The 20,889-nt window shown below is 31.8% G+C and carries 23 protein-coding genes; 10 read left to right on the plus strand and 13 right to left on the minus strand.

The annotated features are described in order from the left end of the window. Positions 1-177 precede the first annotated feature (177 nt). From mazG to ruvX, 6 genes are all read right to left on the minus strand, one after another. Positions 178-960 carry a nucleoside triphosphate pyrophosphohydrolase gene (gene mazG, locus VKY41_RS07415; protein ID WP_500813802.1) on the minus strand — a complete coding sequence of 261 codons (783 nt, stop codon included), beginning with the start codon at positions 958-960 and terminating at the stop codon, positions 178-180. 112 nt (positions 961-1,072) lie between these two features. Next, entirely contained in the window at positions 1,073-1,492 is a 420-nt protein-coding gene (locus VKY41_RS07420; RefSeq protein WP_500813803.1) for a DUF5606 family protein, read from the minus strand. A 53-nt stretch (positions 1,493-1,545) separates the two neighbouring features. Next, positions 1,546-2,136 (minus strand): peptide deformylase, encoded by a 591-nt coding sequence (gene def / locus VKY41_RS07425; protein WP_500813804.1) that lies wholly within the window; start codon positions 2,134-2,136, stop codon positions 1,546-1,548. A 113-nt stretch (positions 2,137-2,249) separates the two neighbouring features. Beyond that, on the minus strand, positions 2,250-2,432 hold the full coding sequence (locus VKY41_RS07430) for a hypothetical protein (protein WP_500813805.1): 183 nt from the start codon (positions 2,430-2,432) through the stop codon (positions 2,250-2,252). Positions 2,433-2,776: 344 nt separating this feature from the next. Further along, positions 2,777-3,370 carry a T9SS type A sorting domain-containing protein gene (locus VKY41_RS07435; RefSeq protein WP_500813806.1) on the minus strand — a complete coding sequence of 198 codons (594 nt, stop codon included), beginning with the start codon at positions 3,368-3,370 and terminating at the stop codon, positions 2,777-2,779. A gap of 148 nt (positions 3,371-3,518) precedes the next feature. Beyond that, positions 3,519-3,929: a Holliday junction resolvase RuvX gene (gene ruvX, locus VKY41_RS07440; RefSeq protein ID WP_500813807.1), complete on the minus strand. Its 411-nt coding sequence runs from the start codon at positions 3,927-3,929 to the stop codon at positions 3,519-3,521. Between the two features lie 176 nt (positions 3,930-4,105). Between ruvX and VKY41_RS07445 the strand changes: the two genes are divergently transcribed. The 3 genes from VKY41_RS07445 (at position 4,106) to VKY41_RS07455 (ending at position 7,887) form a co-directional block, all read left to right on the plus strand. Then, positions 4,106-4,921: a 2,3,4,5-tetrahydropyridine-2,6-dicarboxylate N-succinyltransferase gene (locus VKY41_RS07445; protein ID WP_500813808.1), complete on the plus strand. Its 816-nt coding sequence runs from the start codon at positions 4,106-4,108 to the stop codon at positions 4,919-4,921. A gap of 274 nt (positions 4,922-5,195) precedes the next feature. Beyond that, positions 5,196-6,797, plus strand: coding sequence for an LTA synthase family protein (locus VKY41_RS07450; RefSeq protein ID WP_500813809.1), 1,602 nt, complete (start codon positions 5,196-5,198; stop codon positions 6,795-6,797). 34 nt (positions 6,798-6,831) lie between these two features. After that, entirely contained in the window at positions 6,832-7,887 is a 1,056-nt protein-coding gene (locus tag VKY41_RS07455; RefSeq protein ID WP_500813810.1) for a glycosyltransferase family 9 protein, read from the plus strand. 4 nt (positions 7,888-7,891) lie between these two features. Here the strand turns inward: VKY41_RS07455 and VKY41_RS07460 are convergent, their stop codons facing one another. Then, positions 7,892-8,719 (minus strand): glycosyltransferase family 2 protein, encoded by an 828-nt coding sequence (locus VKY41_RS07460; protein WP_500813811.1) that lies wholly within the window; start codon positions 8,717-8,719, stop codon positions 7,892-7,894. A 40-nt stretch (positions 8,720-8,759) separates the two neighbouring features. Here VKY41_RS07460 and VKY41_RS07465 point away from each other — a divergent pair, with 40 nt between their 5' ends. After that, positions 8,760-9,518 carry a glycosyltransferase family 2 protein gene (locus VKY41_RS07465; RefSeq protein ID WP_500813812.1) on the plus strand — a complete coding sequence of 253 codons (759 nt, stop codon included), beginning with the start codon at positions 8,760-8,762 and terminating at the stop codon, positions 9,516-9,518. A 3-nt stretch (positions 9,519-9,521) separates the two neighbouring features. Here the strand turns inward: VKY41_RS07465 and VKY41_RS07470 are convergent, their stop codons facing one another. Then, positions 9,522-10,286, minus strand: a complete 765-nt coding sequence (locus VKY41_RS07470) for a lipopolysaccharide kinase InaA family protein (protein ID WP_500813813.1) — start codon at positions 10,284-10,286, stop codon at positions 9,522-9,524. A 91-nt stretch (positions 10,287-10,377) separates the two neighbouring features. Here VKY41_RS07470 and VKY41_RS07475 point away from each other — a divergent pair, with 91 nt between their 5' ends. Then, positions 10,378-11,454, plus strand: coding sequence for a glycosyltransferase family 4 protein (locus VKY41_RS07475; protein WP_500813814.1), 1,077 nt, complete (start codon positions 10,378-10,380; stop codon positions 11,452-11,454). Here VKY41_RS07475 and VKY41_RS07480 read toward each other — a convergent pair. Next, positions 11,443-12,309: a hypothetical protein gene (locus tag VKY41_RS07480; RefSeq protein ID WP_500813815.1), complete on the minus strand. Its 867-nt coding sequence runs from the start codon at positions 12,307-12,309 to the stop codon at positions 11,443-11,445. The two genes, VKY41_RS07475 and VKY41_RS07480, sit on opposite strands and share 12 nt — an antisense overlap. A 79-nt stretch (positions 12,310-12,388) precedes the next feature. On the opposite strand from VKY41_RS07480, the gene VKY41_RS07485 reads away from it, so the two are divergent. Next, positions 12,389-13,384, plus strand: coding sequence for a glycosyltransferase family 2 protein (locus VKY41_RS07485; RefSeq protein ID WP_500813816.1), 996 nt, complete (start codon positions 12,389-12,391; stop codon positions 13,382-13,384). On the opposite strand, the gene VKY41_RS07490 is transcribed toward VKY41_RS07485, so the two are convergent. Genes VKY41_RS07490 through VKY41_RS07500 form a run of 3 tightly spaced genes read right to left on the minus strand, consistent with a single transcriptional unit; the run spans position 13,376 to position 16,008 of the window. After that, a complete protein-coding gene (locus tag VKY41_RS07490; protein ID WP_500813817.1) occupies positions 13,376-14,293 on the minus strand; it encodes a glycosyltransferase family 2 protein in 918 nt (305 codons plus the stop codon). The two genes, VKY41_RS07485 and VKY41_RS07490, sit on opposite strands and share 9 nt — an antisense overlap. After that, a complete protein-coding gene (locus VKY41_RS07495) occupies positions 14,294-14,932 on the minus strand; it encodes a NeuD/PglB/VioB family sugar acetyltransferase (protein WP_500813818.1) in 639 nt (212 codons plus the stop codon). Then, positions 14,932-16,008, minus strand: a complete 1,077-nt coding sequence (locus tag VKY41_RS07500) for a DegT/DnrJ/EryC1/StrS family aminotransferase (RefSeq protein ID WP_500813819.1) — start codon at positions 16,006-16,008, stop codon at positions 14,932-14,934. Before VKY41_RS07500 ends, VKY41_RS07495 begins: the two co-directional genes overlap by 1 nt. A gap of 76 nt (positions 16,009-16,084) precedes the next feature. Between VKY41_RS07500 and VKY41_RS07505 the strand changes: the two genes are divergently transcribed. The 4 genes from VKY41_RS07505 (at position 16,085) to VKY41_RS07520 (ending at position 19,731) form a co-directional block, all read left to right on the plus strand. Then, entirely contained in the window at positions 16,085-16,651 is a 567-nt protein-coding gene (locus tag VKY41_RS07505; protein WP_500813820.1) for an L-threonylcarbamoyladenylate synthase, read from the plus strand. 67 nt (positions 16,652-16,718) lie between these two features. Continuing rightward, positions 16,719-18,143, plus strand: coding sequence for a CCA tRNA nucleotidyltransferase (locus tag VKY41_RS07510; RefSeq protein ID WP_500813821.1), 1,425 nt, complete (start codon positions 16,719-16,721; stop codon positions 18,141-18,143). After that, positions 18,140-19,174 carry a COX15/CtaA family protein gene (locus VKY41_RS07515; protein WP_500813822.1) on the plus strand — a complete coding sequence of 345 codons (1,035 nt, stop codon included), beginning with the start codon at positions 18,140-18,142 and terminating at the stop codon, positions 19,172-19,174. The genes VKY41_RS07510 and VKY41_RS07515 overlap by 4 nt, the downstream gene beginning before the upstream one ends. 38 nt (positions 19,175-19,212) lie before the next feature. Continuing rightward, positions 19,213-19,731: an IS1096 element passenger TnpR family protein gene (locus VKY41_RS07520; protein WP_500813823.1), complete on the plus strand. Its 519-nt coding sequence runs from the start codon at positions 19,213-19,215 to the stop codon at positions 19,729-19,731. A gap of 94 nt (positions 19,732-19,825) precedes the next feature. On the opposite strand, the gene VKY41_RS07525 is transcribed toward VKY41_RS07520, so the two are convergent. After that, the gene (locus tag VKY41_RS07525) at positions 19,826-20,887 is read right to left on the minus strand and encodes a hypothetical protein (protein WP_500813824.1); all 1,062 of its coding nucleotides are present in this window, start codon (positions 20,885-20,887) and stop codon (positions 19,826-19,828) included. Positions 20,888-20,889 lie beyond the last annotated feature (2 nt).

Raw genomic sequence — 20,889 nt, forward strand, 5'->3', positions numbered from 1 at the left:
AATTACTTTATATACGTGTAGAAAACGTATTTGGACTACTTTAAGTCGAAAAATTTACATTATTTCTTCATAATTGGAGCAATAATCTCGAAAATATCAGATTTTCCAATTACATATTTTGATTTCGCTTTGCTTCCTCCCAAAATTTAGGATAATTGAAAATCACAGATTTTCCAATTACATATTTTGATTTCGCTTTGCTTCCTCCCAAAATACATCCATTTCAGAGAGGGTCATGTCTTTTAAGTTTTTATTCAAAGCTTTTGCCTTGGCTTCTAAATATTGAAAACGTTTTGAGAATTTCTTATTAGTTCGTTCCAGTGCATTTTCAGGATTGATTTTTAAAAACCTTGCATAATTAACCAAAGAAAACAAAACATCTCCAAATTCAGCTTCCATAGCATCCATATTGCCATTCTTAACTTCATGTTTAAATTCAGTTAGCTCCTCCTCTACTTTTCCCCATACTTGATTCGGTTCTTCCCAATCAAAGCCGACTCCTGCAACTTTATCCTGAATTCTACTTGCTTTTACTAGAGCAGGCAAGCTTCTAGGAACACCTTCTAATACGCTAGTTTTTCCTTCTTTTAATTTTAATTTCTCCCAATTACGTTTCACTTCCTCTTCATCCTCAACAACTACATCACTATAAATATGTGGATGCCTAGATATTAACTTATCACAAATACTATTACAAACATCGGCAATATCAAAATGCTTGGTTTCGCTACCTATTTTAGAGTAAAACACGATATGTAACAAAACATCTCCCAATTCTTTCTTTACTTCTTCTAGATTTTTATCCAAAATGGCATCTCCAAGCTCGTAAGTCTCTTCAATAGTTAAATGCCTTAAACTTTCCATGGTTTGTTTTCTATCCCAAGGACATTGTTCACGTAACTCGTCCATAATGGTTAATAAACGATCGAAAGCCTTTAGTTGATTTTGTCTAGAATTCATTTGTGCTCTTTTTATAAAATTAAAATTTTTAACAAGAATAATGGGTAATGTAAAACAAAAAAATCTAGCATTTGGTGCTAGATTCTTTTGTTTGATGATATTCGAAAATATACTATTCTTCTTCGTCTGAAACAGTTGCTTCTACTTCAAAATCTAACATATCATGTTTTTGAAGTAGGTTATACCACTGAATCACTTTTTTGATATCGCTTGGGTATACACGATCCTCATCGTAATCTGGTAAAATTTCAAAGAAGTACTCTTCTAAAACATCTTTACTGTCTTTATGACTAACAGAGGTTGCTTTTCCGTTTTCTTTCTCTTTAATTTTACTAAGAACCTGACGTAATGGAACTTCTTCCGTTAAGGTGTAAATTGCTATTTCGCTTAATACACTAACATTTTGATGAATGTTTACTGACAGTCTTTTTTTATCTAATAAAGATTCTGCAATAAATCCACCACGAGTTTGTGTAATCAATTTATACAATCCTGGTTTTCCTGAAATGGCCAATACTTTTTCTAAACTCATAATTTCTTTTTAAGGAGCGCAAATATGCTACGTTTGTTATATTAAAACAAATATTATCGTTTCTTTTTTTGATTAGGAAAACGCATTCTGTAATCGACGTTTATTTTGCCTTTTGAAATGTTTGTCAGTTTTCCTTTTATTAATCGTTTTTTTAAGACTGAAAGTTTATCTGTAAATAAAATCCCTTCAATATGATCGTATTCATGCTGAATAACACGAGCTATTAAGCCGTCGAAATTTTCAACATGCTTTACAAAATTTTCATCTTGATACTCTATTGTTATTTTAGGTTTTCTAAAAACATCCTCTCTAACATCTGGTATACTTAAGCAACCTTCATTAAATGCCCACTCGTCACCTTCCTCGTTAGTAATTTTGGCATTTATAAACGTACGTTTAAACCCTTTTAAAGCCTCTTGTTCCTCTGGAGATAATTCTTCATCTTCAGCAAATGGAGTAGTATCCACAACAAATAACCTAATTGGTAAACCAATTTGAGGAGCTGCAAGACCTACACCAAAGGCGCCTTTCATGGTTTCATACATGTTATCTATTAGTTCCGATAATTTAGGATAGTCTTTGGTAATCTCCTCGCTAGTTTTCTTTAAAACAGGATCGCCATAAGCTACAATAGGTAATATCATTATATATTTTTTGAAAATTTCGTTGCAAAAATACAATCTTTAATTTAGATATATAAAAAACTCCCCTTTTAAAAGAGGAGTTTTAACTTATATTTAATTCAAAATTTAACTACTTAACAGATTTTACTTTTTTCTGCAACAAAGAATAAATCCACTTCCCCTTTTATTTTGGAGTTGATTTTAGTATTCAAAATATCTTTTTTCTTAGAAACCAACTCTAATTCTACCATTGACATACTGGCTACTATTTTTACTGGAGAAATAGTGTGCAACTCAATCTGTGATTGGGAATTCATTTGAAAAATGGATGAAAAAGCAATAAAAATTAATATTATAGGTAATCTCATATTTACATGACCAATTAATAGCTAAGCAAATATAACCTTACTAAACACTATAAAAAGAATAAATTTGTTGAAAGCCATAGTAAAATCGATAATATGATAAAGAACAATATTTTATCGATAAAAACGTAGTTCTTTATTCATGAAAAAAAGTTTATTTCTACTAAAGTTACTATACAACAATTGACATTCAGTTTAAAGAAAATAAAACAATCTAAAATCAAGGAAAAAAGCATAAAAAAACTCCTTTTCTTTACAAAAAAGGAGTTTCGATTATCTTTTAGATTTTCAACAAATTATTTCATTATTACAACCTTTTTGGTTGCTATTGAAGATCCGGCCTCAATTTGAATTAAGTAAACACCATTTGTTAAACTTGAAACGTCTACTTGTTTCTTTCTTAGGTTATCAATTTCGATGCTAAGTAATTTTTTGCCGGTAATATCGAACATACTTGCTTTTCCTTTAACATTCTCGTTAAACACAAGTTGTATAGTATTTCCAGCCGTTAATGGATTTGGAAAAACTCTTGTTGATTTAATTACTTGATTCACCACACTTATAGAAAGAGTTTCTTGAGTAAGACTTCCATTAGTGTACTCACAAGTACCAACACCAAAATCAGCAACGAAAATATTTATATTCGATAATGCATCACCTGCTGTTAAGGTGTAAATAGCATAACCCGGTTCACATGTTGTTAGACTAAACTCACTTGCTCCAACCGAAACCATATTAGGTCTCTCATCACAAATAGCCGCTCCTGGGCTATAAAAAAAGTAAAGAGCAGATCCGTCTGAAAAGCCTGTTGGGGGACAAAATTGAGAATAAGCAGAATTAAAGCTAAACATTGCCAAAACCGACAATATTAATAGGTAGTTTTTTTTCATAAGTTTTCATTTAGATTAATAGTTATGTAAATATATATTAATGGAGAAAAGACACAACAAACCACAGATGAACTGACTAAAAATACCGATATATAGTTAAAAATCGTGCGTACAATCGACGAAATGCACTAGCTGAATGACACACCGTTCATTTTGAATACAAATAATTTTGAAGAATCAAAGTGGCGCTTATCTGATCAACCAACGCCTTATCTTTACGTTTCTTTTTGGACATTCCACTATCTATCATAGTTTGAAATGCCATTTTTGAAGTAAACCTTTCGTCCACTCTTTCTATAGGAATATTGGGAAAGGATTTTTTTAGCTTTTCTAAAAACGGAACAATAAGAACCTCACTTTCAGAAGGTTCATTGTTCATTTGTTTAGGTTCCCCAACAACAAATAATTCCACATTTTCCGAATTTATATAAGCTTTTAGAAACGATAATAATTCAGACGTTGGTACCGTTTCAAGTCCTGATGCTATAATTTGCAACTCGTCTGTAACAGCTATTCCTGTTCTTACTTTTCCGTAATCTAAAGCTAGTATTCTTCCCATAGAACAAAGTTAATATATTAAAATTAAAGACGCATCAACTCCCATTAATAACATCTATAAACATTCAAAACAATATGTATTTTGAATGAATAGACCTTAAAGAATTCAATTATAACTTTATCTTTGCGAAAAGTATTATTAATTAATTTGAATTTCCACAGTCGTGGATAAATATTATGAAACAACTACAACAAATAATTGAAGACGCTTGGAACAATAGAGAATTACTTAAAGAAGAACAAACTACCTCTGCTATTAGAGAAGTTGTTAATTTATTAGATTTAGGTAAGCTTCGTGTTGCCGAACCAACAGAAAATGGTTGGCAAGTAAACGAATGGGTGAAGAAAGCTGTAGTTTTATATTTCCCTATTCAAAAAATGGAAACTTTTGAAGTTGGTATTTTTGAATATCATGACAAAATCCCTCTAAAAACTGGCTATGCCGAAAAAGGAATTCGTGTAGTACCTCACGCAGTAGCTAGACATGGTGCCTATATTTCTGCAGGAACCATATTAATGCCTAGTTATGTAAATATTGGTGCATATGTTGATGAAGGTACGATGGTGGATACTTGGGCAACGGTTGGTAGTTGTGCGCAAATTGGTAAAAACGTACATCTTTCTGGAGGTGTTGGAATTGGAGGTGTTTTAGAACCTTTACAAGCGGCACCAGTAATTATTGAAGACGGAGCTTTTATTGGATCAAGATGTATTGTTGTGGAAGGAGTTCGCGTAGAAAAAGAAGCTGTTTTAGGTGCAAATGTCGTTTTAACCATGAGCACAAAAATTATTGATGTTACCGGAGATGAACCTGTAGAAACAAAAGGAGTTATCCCTGCTCGTTCTGTAGTAATTCCTGGAAGTTATACTAAAAAATTCCCTGCTGGAGAATTCCAAGTTCCTTGTGCTTTAATTATTGGAAAACGAAAAGAAAGCACGGATAAAAAAACATCATTAAATGATGCTTTACGTGAATACGGAGTAGCAGTTTAGTATTAAAATGACGAATTATTACAAAAGCTTAAGCCTCTTTGCAAAGCGTATTTTATTAGTGGTAATAACATACCAACTTTGCAGGTTATTATTTTTAATTTTTAACTTCAATACTTTTAATCAGCCCTTCTTTAATACATTTTTAGGAGGGTTACGATTTGACTTATCTGCAATTGCTTATATCAATATTCTTTTTGCAATATTACACTGTGTTCCGGGAAAATTCAAGTATAATAATGCTTACCAAAAGACACTGAAAGTAGTGTTTTACAGCGTGAACTTACTTTTTATAATCACTAATTTTATTGATTTTGAATATTATAAATTCACAGGAAGAAGAAGCACCTTTGGGATGATTACTGCCCAAGGAATGGAGCAGGAAATTTCAGGACTTATAGTTTCTTTCTTAATGGAGTTTTGGTATTTATTATTACTTGGTATTGCACTTTCTATTGCCTTCTACAAGGCTATTCCTAACTTAAAACTACCGGTTACAGAACAAGAATATTCAAAGAAAGATTATACGAAACAAACCTTAATATTTTTAGGTGTAATGGGGCTAACCCTAGTGTTGGGCCGAGGTGGTTTTCAAAAAAAACCCCTTCGTATTATCGACTCTAGTGGTTATGGCGCATTAAATCATTCTGCTTTAGTTTTAAACACGCCTTTCTGCATCTTAAAAACCCTAAATAAGAAAGAAGTTTTACGTAGTCCTAATTATTTTTCAAAGGAAGAATTAGATACTATTTTCAGCCCAATTACTTCTATACAATCTGAACATGAAAACACTAAAAAGAATGTAGTCTTAATTATTTTAGAAAGTTTTGGAAGAGAAAACTTAAACATTGGTGCTACACCATTTTTAGACTCCTTGATTACAGAATCTTATTATTTTGAAAATGGTTTTGCTAACGGAAAACTATCTATAGACGCAGTACCTTCAACGCTATCGAGTATTCCGAGTTTATTAAAACATTCTATTATCACTTCAAATTATGCTGTAAATAAAGTAAATGCGCTTCCAAAAATATTAAAAGAAGAAGGATATCACACGTCATTTTTCCATGGTGCATTTAATGGAAGTCAAAACTTTGACCAATACAGTAAAGTAGCTGGTTTTGATGCCTACTACGGAAAAGATGAATACGAAGGCCCTGAGGCTTTTGATGGACGATGGGGTATTTTTGATGAAGAATTCCTACAATATTTCAATAAAACGTTAAGCACTTTTAAAGAACCTTTCTTTAGCACTATTTTTACTATTTCCTCTCATAACCCTTATATCATACCAGAAAAATATATAGGCAAATTTCCTAAAGGAGATACTAAAATACACGAAACAGTAGCGTATTCCGATTTTGCATTAAAACGTTTTTTTGATGCTGCTAAAAAAGAAGATTGGTATAAAAACACCTTTTTTGTGATTACAGCAGACCATACTTCTGCAGGTAGTAAAAATAAAATCTATAACACCAATGTTGGAAAATTTAGGATTCCTATTCTATTCTTAGACCCTTCTAATGAAAATTTAAAAGGAGTCCACGAGAAAAACTTTCAGCAAATTGATATTCTACCTTCTGTATTAGATTACTTAGGAATTTCAAAAAAAACTATCAGTTTCGGAAAATCGTACACTTCCGACAAAGACTTCGTAGTTTACTATTTAGATAATATTTATCATGTTATTGAAGGCGATTACTATTTAGCTTTTAACGGAACAAAATCTTTAGCTTTATATAATTTCAAAAAAGATCCGTTGCTCGAAGAGAATTTAATCTCTATGGAAACAGAAAAAGCAAACACTTTAGAGAAGTTTATTAAAGCATATATACAATCATTTAATGAGCGTATGATAAATAATAATTTAACTTTATAGCACTTTTAACAACAAAGGCTTTTAATTTATCTGCATGAAAATACTAGTGATTCAACAAAAAATGATTGGCGATGTTCTTACAAGCAGCATATTATTTGAGGCTTTAAGAGCGAAATATCCCAATGCACAGTTAGATTATCTAGTTAATTCACATACGGTTCCGGTTATTGAAAACAACCCGAATATTGATAACTTAGTCCTGTTTACAAATGAAGAAGAAAGCAGCAAACTTGCCCTCTTAAAATTTGCTAAAAAGATTAAAAAGCAACAATATGATGTGGTGATTGATGTGTATTCAAAACTATCCAGTAACCTGATCACACTTTTTTCTGCTGCTAAAACTAAAATTTCTTATTACAAATCCTATTCATCTTTTATATACACGCATAATATTAAACGCGCCACGAAAACCGATGAAAATTGTGGTTTAGCCATTGTAAACCGACTTCAGTTATTAAAACCTTTAGATATAACTATTGCGTCTGCAAAGCCTAAAATTTATTTAACTTCGGAAGAATTAGAAACCAGTAAGCAGTTTTTAACTACCAACGGAATCAACTTAAAAATGCCACTAATAATGATTAGTGTTTTAGGTAGTGGTGAAAACAAAACTTATCCGTTTGCCTATATGGCAAAGGTTATCGATCAAATTGTTGCAACAACAGAAGCACAGATTTTGTTTAATTATATTCCGAAGCAGGAAAAGGAAGCTAAAGCAATTTTCAACCTTTGTAAGGCAGAAACACAAGCTCATATTTATATGCACCTTTTTGGTAAAAGTCTCCGTGATTTTCTAAATCTTACTGCACATTGTCATGCTTTAATAGGAAATGAAGGAGGCGCTGTAAATATGGCTAAAGCATTGAACATAAAAACCTTTACCATATTTTCGACTTGGATTGACAAAGATACTTGGAATATTTTTGAAGAAGAAACCATAAATGAATCGGTACATTTAAAAGATTATAAGCCGGAACTATATAGTGGAAAGACCGAAAAGGAAATGAAGCCACAAGCGATGAAACTTTATAAGAAATTTACCCCTGAATTATTTCAGCAGAAATTAGATGCTTTTTTAATAAAAATATAAATTTCTAATTTATTTTATCAATTCCGAAATCGGTATACTTAGATTTTAATCGTCTAGTTTCTTTTCTAATAGCATTATTCTTTTGAAGAATTTCCTCATTTTTATATGGTCTTTCATGGTATAAATGAACGCAAATCGCACTATATCGAATTTGTAAAAACTTGACACCATTATTCATCATGCGCTCTCCTACTTCTCTATCTTCTGCTCCATATTGCATGCGTTCATCAAATCCATTTACAGCTAGTATATCTTTCTTATAACAGGACACATTCATCCCATCAAAGGTTGCCTTAGTTGGCGTTAAGATGTTTAACAGCTTAGCTTTAGTTTTTGATTTGGTGAGTTTATTAAACTTAAAACTTTTTGTTTGTCCCTGTGATAAAAGCCATTCCTTATCGAAACAATCTTGCTTATTGATAACTTCTTTTGAAACTATATTAGAAACTCCAGCATCCAATTTAAAATAACCGCCAGAAAGAGCACAATTCTTTTGTCTTAAATTAAGGTGAGTTTCAACAAAATCTTTACGAGCTATACAATCGCCATCCGTAAAAATAAGATAATCTGTATTTGAAGCAACAATAGCTTTATTCAATATTTTAGTTTTCTGAAAGCCATCATCTTCTTGCCAAACGTGAATAACTTTTAATTTACATTCTGAAGCAAATCTATCTATAACAACTTTAGTTCTAACATCTGATCCATCATCTGCAACAACAATCTCAAAATCACGTCTCGACTGAAGACCATAACTATAAAGTACCAACTCCAACCATTTTGGTTGATTATAAGTACTAATTATTACTGAGGCTTGAAGATTAGATTGCATAACACAAAAATACTATATTTACGCTTGAGAAATTATAAAAATGCTAAAACTATCTGGAGTCATTATTACTTTTAATGAAGAACGAAACATAGAAAACTGTTTGCGATCTTTAATTGATGTTGTAGATGAAATTATAGTGGTAGATTCTTATTCATCGGATAACACAAAAGCTATTTGTCAAAAATTTAATGTGAAATTTATTGAACAGAATTTCTTAGGATATATAGAACAAAAGAATTTTGCTTTATCACAAGCCAGTTATGATCATGTTGTTTCATTAGATGGCGATGAAGCCTTATCTGAAACCCTTCAAAAATCGATAATCGAAGTAAAATCTAATTGGAAATTTGATGGTTACTACGCCAATCGATTTAATAATTTCTGTGGGCAATGGATAAAGCATTCCGATTGGTATCCGAATAAAAAGCTTAGAGTTTTTGATAGACGAAAAGCAGAATGGCAAGGCACAAACCCTCATGACAATGTTCAACTATATGACTCAGTTTCAAAAACAGGCTATTTAAAAGGCGATATACTACACCTCACCTATCAGACTTATTCTGAATTCAACCAAAAAACCGAACACTTTTCAACTATTGCTGCAAAGGCCTATTTTGAAAAAGGAAAAAAGGCACCGCTCTTTAAAATTATTTTTAATCCTACTTGGGCCTTTTTTAAATCCTACTTTTTAAGACTTGGTTTTTTAGATGGTTTCAATGGCTTTGTTATATGTGTTCAGACTGCTAATATCACTTTCTTAAAGTATTCTAAACTGAGAGAGTTATATCAAAACAAATAAAAATTACTTATCAGTTTTCCATAATTTCAGTTTCTTTTTTATACGTCGTTTTCTATGAAAACGCTCTTGAAAAGCCTCTGTTTCTCCCCACATTAGATTGAAAACTTTCTGATAATCATACCTGCCCAATTTAGCATATTCATCACTCATAATTTCCACCATAGACTTATGAATTGTTAATCTCGAGAAGTTTTTAATACGAGTTTCAAAATCTAAATCTCCAAACTCCATGCGGTTTAAATCCACCAAATAAAATTTATAATCTCCGTCATTCAATTGAATCAAGGTGTTTCCTGGAGAATGATCTAAAAAGTTCACCCCTGCTTCATGCAGTTCGAAAGTAAACCTTGTAAAGGCTCGAAGAATAGCTTCATAATTCGGAATATCAAAATCGTAAGTCAGTTCTCTATACGTTAAATCGTAAGCTAAATGGGCACTGATATAGTAGCTTTTCTTAAATAACAAAGGCGTTTTATATTCATAAAAAGCAATAGGTTGCGGTGTACCAATTCCTAATTTTAAAAGTCGGTTTGCGTATTCATAAGAACGTTGAGCTTTACTTTTTCTAAAAAAACGATACGCTATTTGGTTAATAATATTAGGGATTTTAAAGGACTTTACATTTATAGTTAAACCGTTTAAGTCGTATAATTTGAGAGAATTCCGATCCTGATTACCAAAATTTTCACCAGCCGTTTCATAATTTTCAATGTAAGATGTAAGCTGTTGCTTATCCTTCTGAAACGCCTTATGCACTGTATAATTCATGCTACAATATTACAATATTTATTTTATTTTTATTCGGAATTAAATTAGCAGTTCGTTTTCATTTTTAATAATTTGCACAAAAGTTTTTAGTATGCCTACAATTTGTTTAGAATCTCATAATATTGATAATCTCTTCTTCGGATTTGGTCAGTTTAACTACCATCTTATTAAAGGGTTTTATAAGAATCAGGCTATTTTAAAAGCATTGGATTTACACATCACGCTAATTAGTAGACATCCTGAAAAGCTAGAAGCTGAATTTGGTAGTACCTTTTTATATAAAAAATACAATTCCTTACAGCGAAAAAAACTATTCCGAATTAAAAAACCATACGATTTATGGCATTCCTTAAATCAAAATACCAAAGTAGAACCTTATAAAAACATACCGTATGTATTAACAGTTCATGATGTCAATTTCATGGAAGAATTATCAGGAAAGGACTTAAACAAACGCGTCGCACTTTTCAATGCTAAACTAAAGCGAAGTCATGCTATTACATACATTTCAGAATACGCTAAAAGCATGACGCACAAGTATTTTAAAGTTCCAAATGTTCCTGAATATGTTATTTACAATGGTAGCTCAAAACCTTTTGAGTTAGCTAAAAACCATAATCCCGAATTACTTCCAAAAGGCCATTTTCTATTTACAATAGGTGAACTTTTAGAAAAAAAAAACTTTCACACATTAGTAGATATGCTTGCCCATCTTCCCGAATTGAGTTTGATAATTTCCGGAAAAAACACCACAGATTACGCCAAAGAAATCATGAAATTAGTTGAAGATTTAAAACTTGGAAATCGCGTATTTCTAACAGGAAAAATTAGTGAAGAGGACAAAGCCTATTATTTAAAAAACTGTTATGCGTTTTGCTTTCCATCTTTACGGGAAGGCTTTGGCATTCCCCCAATTGAAGCTATGCAATACGGTAAACCTGTATTTTTATCAGATAAAAGTTCGCTTCCAGAAGTTGGTGGTAAACATGCATTTTACTGGGAACATTTTGAACCTAAATATATGGCTGACATACTCAAACATGGTATGTCCACCTACAATGAAAACCCAACAGAATACAAGGAAAAGCTACAGCTACATGCCAATTCCTATTCTTGGGATGAAACCGCTAAACAGTATTTAAAAGTTTACGAAAGTCTACTTAAATAAGTGTTTGAAATATTGACCAAAATTCTTTTTAGCTATAAAAAATTTGGACGGCATAATCCCTTCTAAATTGATATTTTTTCTAATTTCTTCAATGGTATTCCCTTCACAAAACTCCAAATGTTTCCATTTTTCAGGCTCAATATAGAAGAAGTTTTCACGTTCTTTATAGTTGGATTTATTGGTGGTCCGCCATTTTTCTAAAAAAGCTTCTTTATCCTGAACTTCAATGTTATGTCCCCAATTATCTAATTTTAATACCAGTTCCGCCTCATCCCGAGCAATACTTTCATGCAGTAGAATATTTTGCGTGTAAACAATACGCTTTCGGGTATTTCTACCCACTTTATAATTCGGGTAATTGGAGGCAATAATTCCGCGTGTTGGCTCTTTAATAAATAACACACCATTATCGGTATACTTATATAAATTAATTAAATAGGCAGCAATTTGAATGTTCTTTTTTTCAGGATTATCCAAATAACTATCAAAGCGTCTTAAGTCTTTTACATAGTTGGCAAAATCTACGAAATATTCATCACTATCAATTTGTATTAACCAATTTCCAATACCCATTTTAAGCGACAACATGTGCCTTTCTCGATTTTCATTTTCAATGGCAATTAAATTCGCATCGTAGAAATCATCTTTATACAATTGAATCTTATTATCCACATCAAAAGCTTCCAACCATTCAAAAAAGGCCGGATCCACTTCAAAGGTTTCTCCGGACCACGTTCTGCTCTTATGATCCATAGCAATAAAAATAGCATCCGCTTCCTTATAAACAGGTGGAATGGATTTTTTTAGTTTATCATAATCATAAGAAAGTAAAAAACCTAAGTGAATTTTTTTCATCGATAATTGCGGATTATTTTTTACAAATATAGTTTATGCCTTATAAATAACTACTTTTGTCACTTAAATTGTCTTAAAAATGCCTGAATTAACTGTTATTATGCCAGTTTATAATGGAGAAAGTTTTTTGTCGGAAGCTATTGATAGCGTTCTAAATCAGACTTTTTCAAATTTTAAACTTTTAATTTTAGATGATAATTCTAAAGATAAAACCTCTAAAATTCTAGAAGAATACAAACAAAAAGATTCTAGAGTTGAAGTAGTTACAAAAGTGACAAATGTTGGTCCTGCAAATTTAAGGAACGAAGGTATGGCGCTTGCTGAAACGGAATATATTGCTCTACTTGATGCTGATGATATTGCGCTTCCTACAAGATTTGAAAAACAAATTGCATTTTTAAAAGACAATAATGAATATGGTGTTTGTGGCACTTGGTTTACTTTTTTTGGAGATAAAAAAAACAAAAAAGTAAGACACGAGGTAGACCACGAAAGTATTAAAATTCAGATGCTGAATAACTGCTGTATAGGAAATCCAACGGTAATGTTAAAAAAATCGCATCTAGAAGGATTGCGCTTTGAAAACGAATATGTTCCTGCTGAAGATTATGGACTTTGGAGTCAGTTAACTTTCAAAACTAAGTTTTATAATATTCCAGAATCCTTATTACTCTACAGGTGGCACCCGAATAATATTAGCCAAAAGAAAGTTGAAAACTTACGAAAAGCTGAAGTTATCATCAAAAAAAAACAATTAAACCATATCGGGATCCCTATGAATGACGAGCATATGGAGTTCTACTTAAATGCCGTTAGTATTAAAAAAGGACTTTCTAAAAAGGAAATTAAAAACACCATTGAAGCTTCCAAAAAACTTATCCAACTAAACGCTGAAAAAAATATTTACAAGCAAGATTTATTTATTTCGCATATTGATAAGACAATCATAAGAAGCATTAGAAATTGCAAAGAAAACAACCAGGCTTACTATAAATACATTAAGGAAGAATCTGGTTATTATTCTAAAATCTCAACATTAGACGCTATAGCACTCTATTTTAAATGTCTATTTTAAGAATTTATACTTAAAGAGCTTTTTATAGTATTTAATCTTTGTTTTAAAGTCTGCCGATTTCAAATAAGTAGCTATAAAATCTACCTGAACTTCACTAAGTTTTTCACCTGTATATTTTAGTTTTAAAACTTCTGTTGCAGTTGCCTCTTCTAACGACTTGAGTACTTTGTTCATATTCCTAGATTTGGACTCTGGCGCCACATCTGTAACCTCCTTAAGGTTTATATAAGATGAGTAATTTTTAAAGAAATTAGATTGTAAGGAATATACTCCGGCCTCATGCACTCGATAAACTGCCGATTCAAAGTCCATAAAAACTCCTTTTCCGTTCTGTAAAACTAGAATATAAAGAGAATTGTCTTTAGAGTGTTTTAGTGATTTTAATAATTCTAAATTTAAAGCCTCTTTTTTAAATACAGTTGTTAAAGTTAAGGTGCAATATGGCGAAAAAAGATTATCGTAATCAATAGTAGTATTCGCTTCTTGATGATTAAAATTATTAGAAGAATAACTTTTTCCGTTAAAAATTTGATAGTTCGTCCATGATATTACATAATCAGGATTAACCTCTAAAAAATCCACTTGCTTTTGAAGCTTTAAGGGATCAGTCCAATAATCATCTCCTTCACATAAAGCAATGTACTTACCTTGTGCTTTTGGAAATAAATAATTAGGCCAAATTTTAATGTTTTGGGAATATTGATTTTCAGTTTGAAGTATAGAAACTATCCTACTATCTTTTTTTGCATACTCTTGTATTATTTCAACAGTTCTATCTGTTGAAGCATCGTCATGAATAACAATTTCGAAGGAAAAATTAGTTTGTTGAGCAAGAAACCCTTCTAAAGTCTTTTCTAAAAACTTTTCATGATTAAAAGTGGTACAACAAATACTTAGTAAGGGCTTCATTTAATTAACCTCTTTTATTTTCCTTGCCGGATTACCAACAAGCACACATTTTTCTGGAAAAGATTTGGTGACATTCGATTTTGATCCAATTATACAATCGTCGCCAATACTTAATTTTAAAGGAATTACTAAGGCGTTCATTCCTAGTAAAACTCGTTTTCCTAAGCTACAATATGAGCCAACCATAGCCATAGAAGACATATAACAAGCATCTCCTAAAGTTGCATGATGCGCTACCAAACTATTAAAGTCTATAACACAATCATTTCCTAGTTTGCAGTTGGTGCTAATTTTTGCGTTTAAATGAATAAAGCAACCTTGACCTAAAACTGCGGAAGGACTAATAAAAGCTCTTGGGTGAATTAAATTAGGGGTAATTCCTCCAAAACTTCTAAGTTTTGAAGCAATTTCGTTTCGCAGTTTGTTGTTCCCCATAGTTACCGTAAAGTTTTTCCCTTTAATTTCTGTGGTGTATAAGTCTTCTGTACAACCAATAATAGGAAAACCCATTACCGACTCTCCTACTCGATCATTATTATAATGATATAAGCCTTTTATATTAAAACCACAATCCAAAGCAAGTTCTATTATAACTTCTGTATAATTACCAACCCCTATTAAATACAAGTCTTTTTGCATCAGCTTAATTTTTCTTTAACAATGGTACTTATGGTATCTATTTGTTCTTTGGTTAAATCATAAAACAAAGGTAAACATAGTATTCTTTTAGAAATAGATTCTGCAATTGGCATTTCCTGGCCCTGCAAGTAGTTAACCGTATTTAAAGCAGGATAAAAATACCTTCTAGGAAAAATATTAGCATGATTCAAACCTTCTATAACCCGTAATAATTGCGCTTCATTTTCAAACAACACAGGAATATAGGAATAATTATACTTGGTGTTTTCTAATATTTTTTGAAAACCTAAAGAGGTATTCTTTAAAAGCTCTTTATAATGTGCATAGGCAGCTTTTCTTTTCTCTATGATTTGATCAATATATGGCAAAATAGTTAAACCCATGGCACCTTGAAGCTCACTCATTTTAGCGTTTATTCCTAAACCGTGAAAAGCTTCTGGCCCGTTATGTCCAAAGTTATGAAGGTGATACATGTGTTCATGAAGCGTTTCATTATTAGTAAAAAGCGCTCCTCCTTCACCTGTATGAAATATTTTGGTTGCATGAAAACTACAGGTACTTATGTCACCGTAGCTAAATATAGATTTTCCCTTATGCTCCACACCAAAAGCATGAGCAGCATCATAAATAGTTTTTAGTCCGTGTTTATTTGCAATACCCTCAATAGCTTCTACGTCACAGGGATTACCAAAAACATGGGTTGCAATAATGGCTTTGGTATCTTCTGTAATTGCAGCTTCTATCTTAGTAGCATCTATATTATAAGTTTCACTATCTATATCAACAAAAACAGGCTTACAATTTTCCCAAACAATACTAGAGGCTGTTGCAATATAACTAAACGGGGTAGTGATTATTTCACCTCTCAACCCTAATCCTTTAATGGCTAATTGCAATGGTAAAGTCCCATTGGTAGTAGCTATTATATGGTCAATATGATACTTTTCTTTAATTTGGTTTTCTAGTTCCTTAACTAAATCTCCTCGATTAGTTATCCAAGATGTATCCCATGCTTTTTTTAATATCGCATTATATTCTTTTTGATCTGGCAAAAAGGTCTTCGTTACATGAATCATGGAGGGTTCCGATTAATTATCTTAATTGTCAAAGATAAAGGCTTTACTATTACTACACAATTATTATTTTTGTACTATGAATGCACAGCAAGAAATAAAAAAAGCCGTTGAAACGCTTAAGCAAGGCGGAGTAATACTTTACCCTACAGATACAGTTTGGGGAATTGGTTGCGATGCAACAAATGCTGAGGCTGTTGATAAAATATTTAAGCTCAAACAAAGAAGCGACAGTAAAGCTCTAATTTGTTTGGTTGCAGACGATAGAATGCTAAAAAAATACATTAAAAACATTCCAGATGCCGCTTATGACATCATGGATATCGAGAATACCCCTATTACTATTATCTACGATGACCCTCAAAATTTAGCACAAAATTTAATTGCTAAAGACAATTCCATTGGTATTAGAATTCCGGATAACGACTTTTGTTTTCAGTTACTACGAAAATTCAACGGAGCCATTGTATCAACCTCAGCAAATATTTCTGGACAACCCACTCCAAAATCCTTTAAAGAAATACATGAAGACATTTTAAAAGGTGTGGACTATGTTGTAAATTTGCCTGACGAAAAATTAGGTACTAAACCATCAGCAATTATTAAATTAAGTAAAGATGGAAAAGTACAAGTTATACGACCATAAAACTTCAATTTTCAATAACTTAATTCAGTTTAAAATTAGTTGAAATTTGGACACTGGAATTTAACCAATGAATCACAAACAAGCCTTAACCCATCCAATCTTTAAGATTATTTCAAAGTCTGCAAAAGAACTTCAACTTGATGCTTATGTTATTGGTGGCTTTGTACGCGATTACCTCCTACAACGAGGTTCGGCAAAAGATATTGACATCGTAGCTGTTGGGTCTGGAATTGAGTTAGCAAAACAAGTAGCTAAAAATTTACCTAATAAACCCAAAGTTCAAGTTTTTAAAACCTACGGAACTGCCATGTTGCGTTTTGAAGATATTGAAATTGAATTTGTTGGAGCTCGAAAAGAAAGCTATAATGAAGACAGCAGAAACCCTGTAGTTGAAAATGGAACTCTTGAAGATGATCAAAATCGTCGCGATTTTACTATAAATGCTTTGGCAATAGCCGTAACTGAAGATAAGTTTGGAGAATTACTTGATCCTTTTAATGGCATTCAAGATTTAAAAAAAGGTGTTATTCGCACTCCTTTAAACCCAGATATCACATATAGTGACGACCCATTGCGCATGATGCGAGCCATACGGTTTGCTACTCAATTAAATTTTCAAATTGAAGATGCATCACTAAAGGCTATTTCTAAAAACAAAGAGCGCATAAAAATAATAACCAAAGAACGTATTGTAGTAGAATTAAATAAAATCATAGAAAGCAAACAGCCTTCCATAGGATTTTTACTGCTAGATAAAACTGGTTTATTAGAATATATTTTACCTGAATTAACCGCATTAAAAGGTATTGACGAAATAGAAGGTCAAAGACATAAAGATAACTTTTATCATACCTTAGAAGTAGTCGATAATATTTGTAAAACCACAGACAACCTATGGTTGCGCTGGGCCGCTTTACTACATGATATTGGAAAAGCACCAACCAAGAGGTTTGATAAAAAAATTGGATGGACCTTTCATGCACATGAATTTAAGGGATCTAAAATGGTATATCATTTATTTAAGCGTTTAAAAATGCCCTTAAATGACAAAATGAAATTTGTCCAAAAAATGGTTCTCATGAGTTCAAGACCGATTGTAATTGCTGAAGATATGGCAACAGATTCAGCTGTTAGAAGATTGGTTTTCGACGCTGGTAAACATATAGAAGATTTAATGACTCTTTGCGAAGCTGATATTACAACCAAGAACCCTAAAAAGTTTAAAAAATATCATAACAACTTTAAAATAGTTCGTCAGAGAATCGAAGAAGTTGAAGAGCGAGATCATGTTAGAAATTTTCAACCTCCAGTTACAGGTGAGGAAATTATGAAAGCCTTCAATATAAAACCTTCAAGAGAAATTGGTATCATAAAAGAAACTATTAAAGAAGCCATTTTAGAAGGAGAGATTCCTAATGAATATGAAGCTGCTTTTCAATTAATGCTAAAAAAAGGAAAAGCTTTAGGCTTAACTCCAACCATTACAAAATGAAAGTAAAATTTAGACAAACAGTAAAAATAGGATTGGTACTAGTTTATCTAGTTATCATTGCGGGAGCTGTAGTTCGTATGACAGGTTCTGGAATGGGCTGTCCAGATTGGCCAAAATGTTTTGGATACTACATCCCACCAACTGAACTTTCTGAATTACAATTTAAACCAAACCACGAGTATAAAAAAGGAGTGGTAATTATTGTAGACGAAACACTTCAGGTTGCAAAGGAAGATTTTACTTCGGGAGAATCACTTGATTTATCACATTGGAATAAATATACCGCTCACGATTACGCTACCTTTAATCCGGTTCACACTTGGGTAGAGTATATCAACAGACTTTCGGGAGCACTTTCTGGAATTCCTATATTAATATTTACCATAATGTCAATATGGCTTTGGAAGGATAGAAAACGATATTTATTACTATCTATTTTCACCGTAGTTGCCATGGGATTTCAAGCTTGGTTAGGAAAAACGGTTGTTGACTCAAACTTAGCTCCATTCAAAATCACTATTCATATGGTTATGGCATTAGTAATTGTTGCCGTCATTTTATATCTAATTTTTATTTCTAAAGAGAAATTCAAATTAGTGAAATTTGACCCAGTTTTTAAAAATATCCTCATTTTTGCAACGCTTTTAACTTTAGTTCAAATTGTTTTAGGCACACAAGTTCGCCAACATGTTGATGAACAAGTGAAAGCTATTGGCTATATAAAATCCATGTGGTTAGACAATCCTACATTAGATTTCTACATACACAGAACACTTTCTATTCTTGTATTAGCTGTTAATGTTTGGCTTTACTATAAAAACAAAAAACAACATTTGGGCTACACTAAATTAGATTGGGTATTGGTTTGTATAGCGCTAGAAATTGTAACTGGTATGGCCATGTACTACCTAGATTTCCCTTTTTCAACACAAACTTTACACCTTGTTATAGCAACAGTCTTAATTGGAATTCAATTCTATATTGTATTAGAAAGTAGTCGTAGAAGTCAGGACAAAACTGCAATAGCTTAAACATAAATTATATCTTTGCATATTCTTAAAACAAAAAAATGATTTACAGATTTAGAATTATACTAGACCACGACTCAGAAGGTGATATATTTAGAGACATTGAAATTCGTGAAACAGATACTTTAGAAGATTTACACAACAGTATTACACAATCTTTTGGATTTGATGGTACTGAAATGGCTTCGTTTTATTTAAGCGATGATGAGTGGAATCAAGGTGAAGAAATTTCTTTATTTGATTTAAGTGAAGCATCTAATGAAGTAAAATTAATGGGAAACACTCCTATTAATGAAGTAACTAACGAAGACAAAACCCGATTGATTTATATCTACGACTTTTTAAGTATGTGGACTTTTTTAGTGGAATTAGCTGAAATTGTTGAAGAAGCTCAGGGTACAGATTACCCTAATTTAATGTTTGTTCATGGCCAAATTCCAGATGCAGCACCAGAAAAAACCTTTGAGGCAGAAGATTTTGAAGATTATAATGATGAGTTTGATGATGATTATGATTTAGACGACTACGACAATCTAAATTTTGACGAGAACTGGAATTAATCTTTCACAAGCGAACCTAATATAGACTTGTATTTTGTTAAGTAGATTGTGTGATTTTCAACACACTATCTTAACAAATTACAAGTCATTTTTTTTAGTAGAAATTCCTCATATTAACATCCTCGTAATTACGTTTTACAAAATCTAAGGCATATTTTAAAATATCGCCCATAGTTTCACAGGTCTTAAAATTAATATCAGAAGCAAATTCAAAAATTTCAGAACGCAATTGTTTTACATTTTCTGGTTTAGAAATAACATCCTCAACCATACATCCTATTAAATGATGGATTCTATCTTGATAACTAATTAATCGTTTAGCCATAATGGAACGCTCCTCTAGCTTGTATTGATCTATAGATTCCGCTTGAAACTTCTCAGTAACCAACTTTACCATTTCATAATTTTCCTTAAAAAACTGTGGTTTATATATATTAAACTTGCCTTCATAACATTGTTGATCGAAATCTATGGCACGAATTTTATAGACAACATGATCAAAATCGTGAGTTGGAACAATTACATAATTATAAGACCGCATATCTCCAAGTAACCTAATGGTACAACGTTCGTTAAATTTAACAAACTCTTTAGCTATTTGCGATTTCTCCATAGGGTTACAGTTTGGCAACATGGATTTTATAAACTCATCACCAGGAATTCCTGCAACATGCTCTTCAATTAAAGTATCTTTATGTACTAGAAAATTTAAGTTATATGGAGATAGCATATGTTCCAATTCCAATCCATAAATCCGAGAAGCATCGGCTTTTTTAATGTAAAAATATGTGTAATTGTCGTTTAGTATATTTCTAACTTTTACACGAAATGGTTTCGAATTTCCAAAAGTACAATAGTCAATAGCATCTACAGTTAAAAAGGGAATTGTTTTCTCATTTCCATCGGAATGCAAAATGGTATAGACCTTCTTCAAGCTTAAATCTATTTCCTTTCCTTCAAATTCATTATAATAAACGCGCACCCACAAGGTATCTACTTCGTGTTTATCGTAAACAACTACAGACCCCTGAAATCGTAACAAATCGTCATAAAAAACAGGTAACCTTATATTTCTATTATACTCAGAAAGGTATTGATGTAATTTATCACTTACCGGATAAGATGGCTTTTTTTTTGATATCTTTAGATCTTCCATAG

The organism is Xanthomarina sp. (assembly GCF_035306605.1).
Taxonomy (GTDB): Bacteria; Bacteroidota; Bacteroidia; order Flavobacteriales; family Flavobacteriaceae; genus Xanthomarina.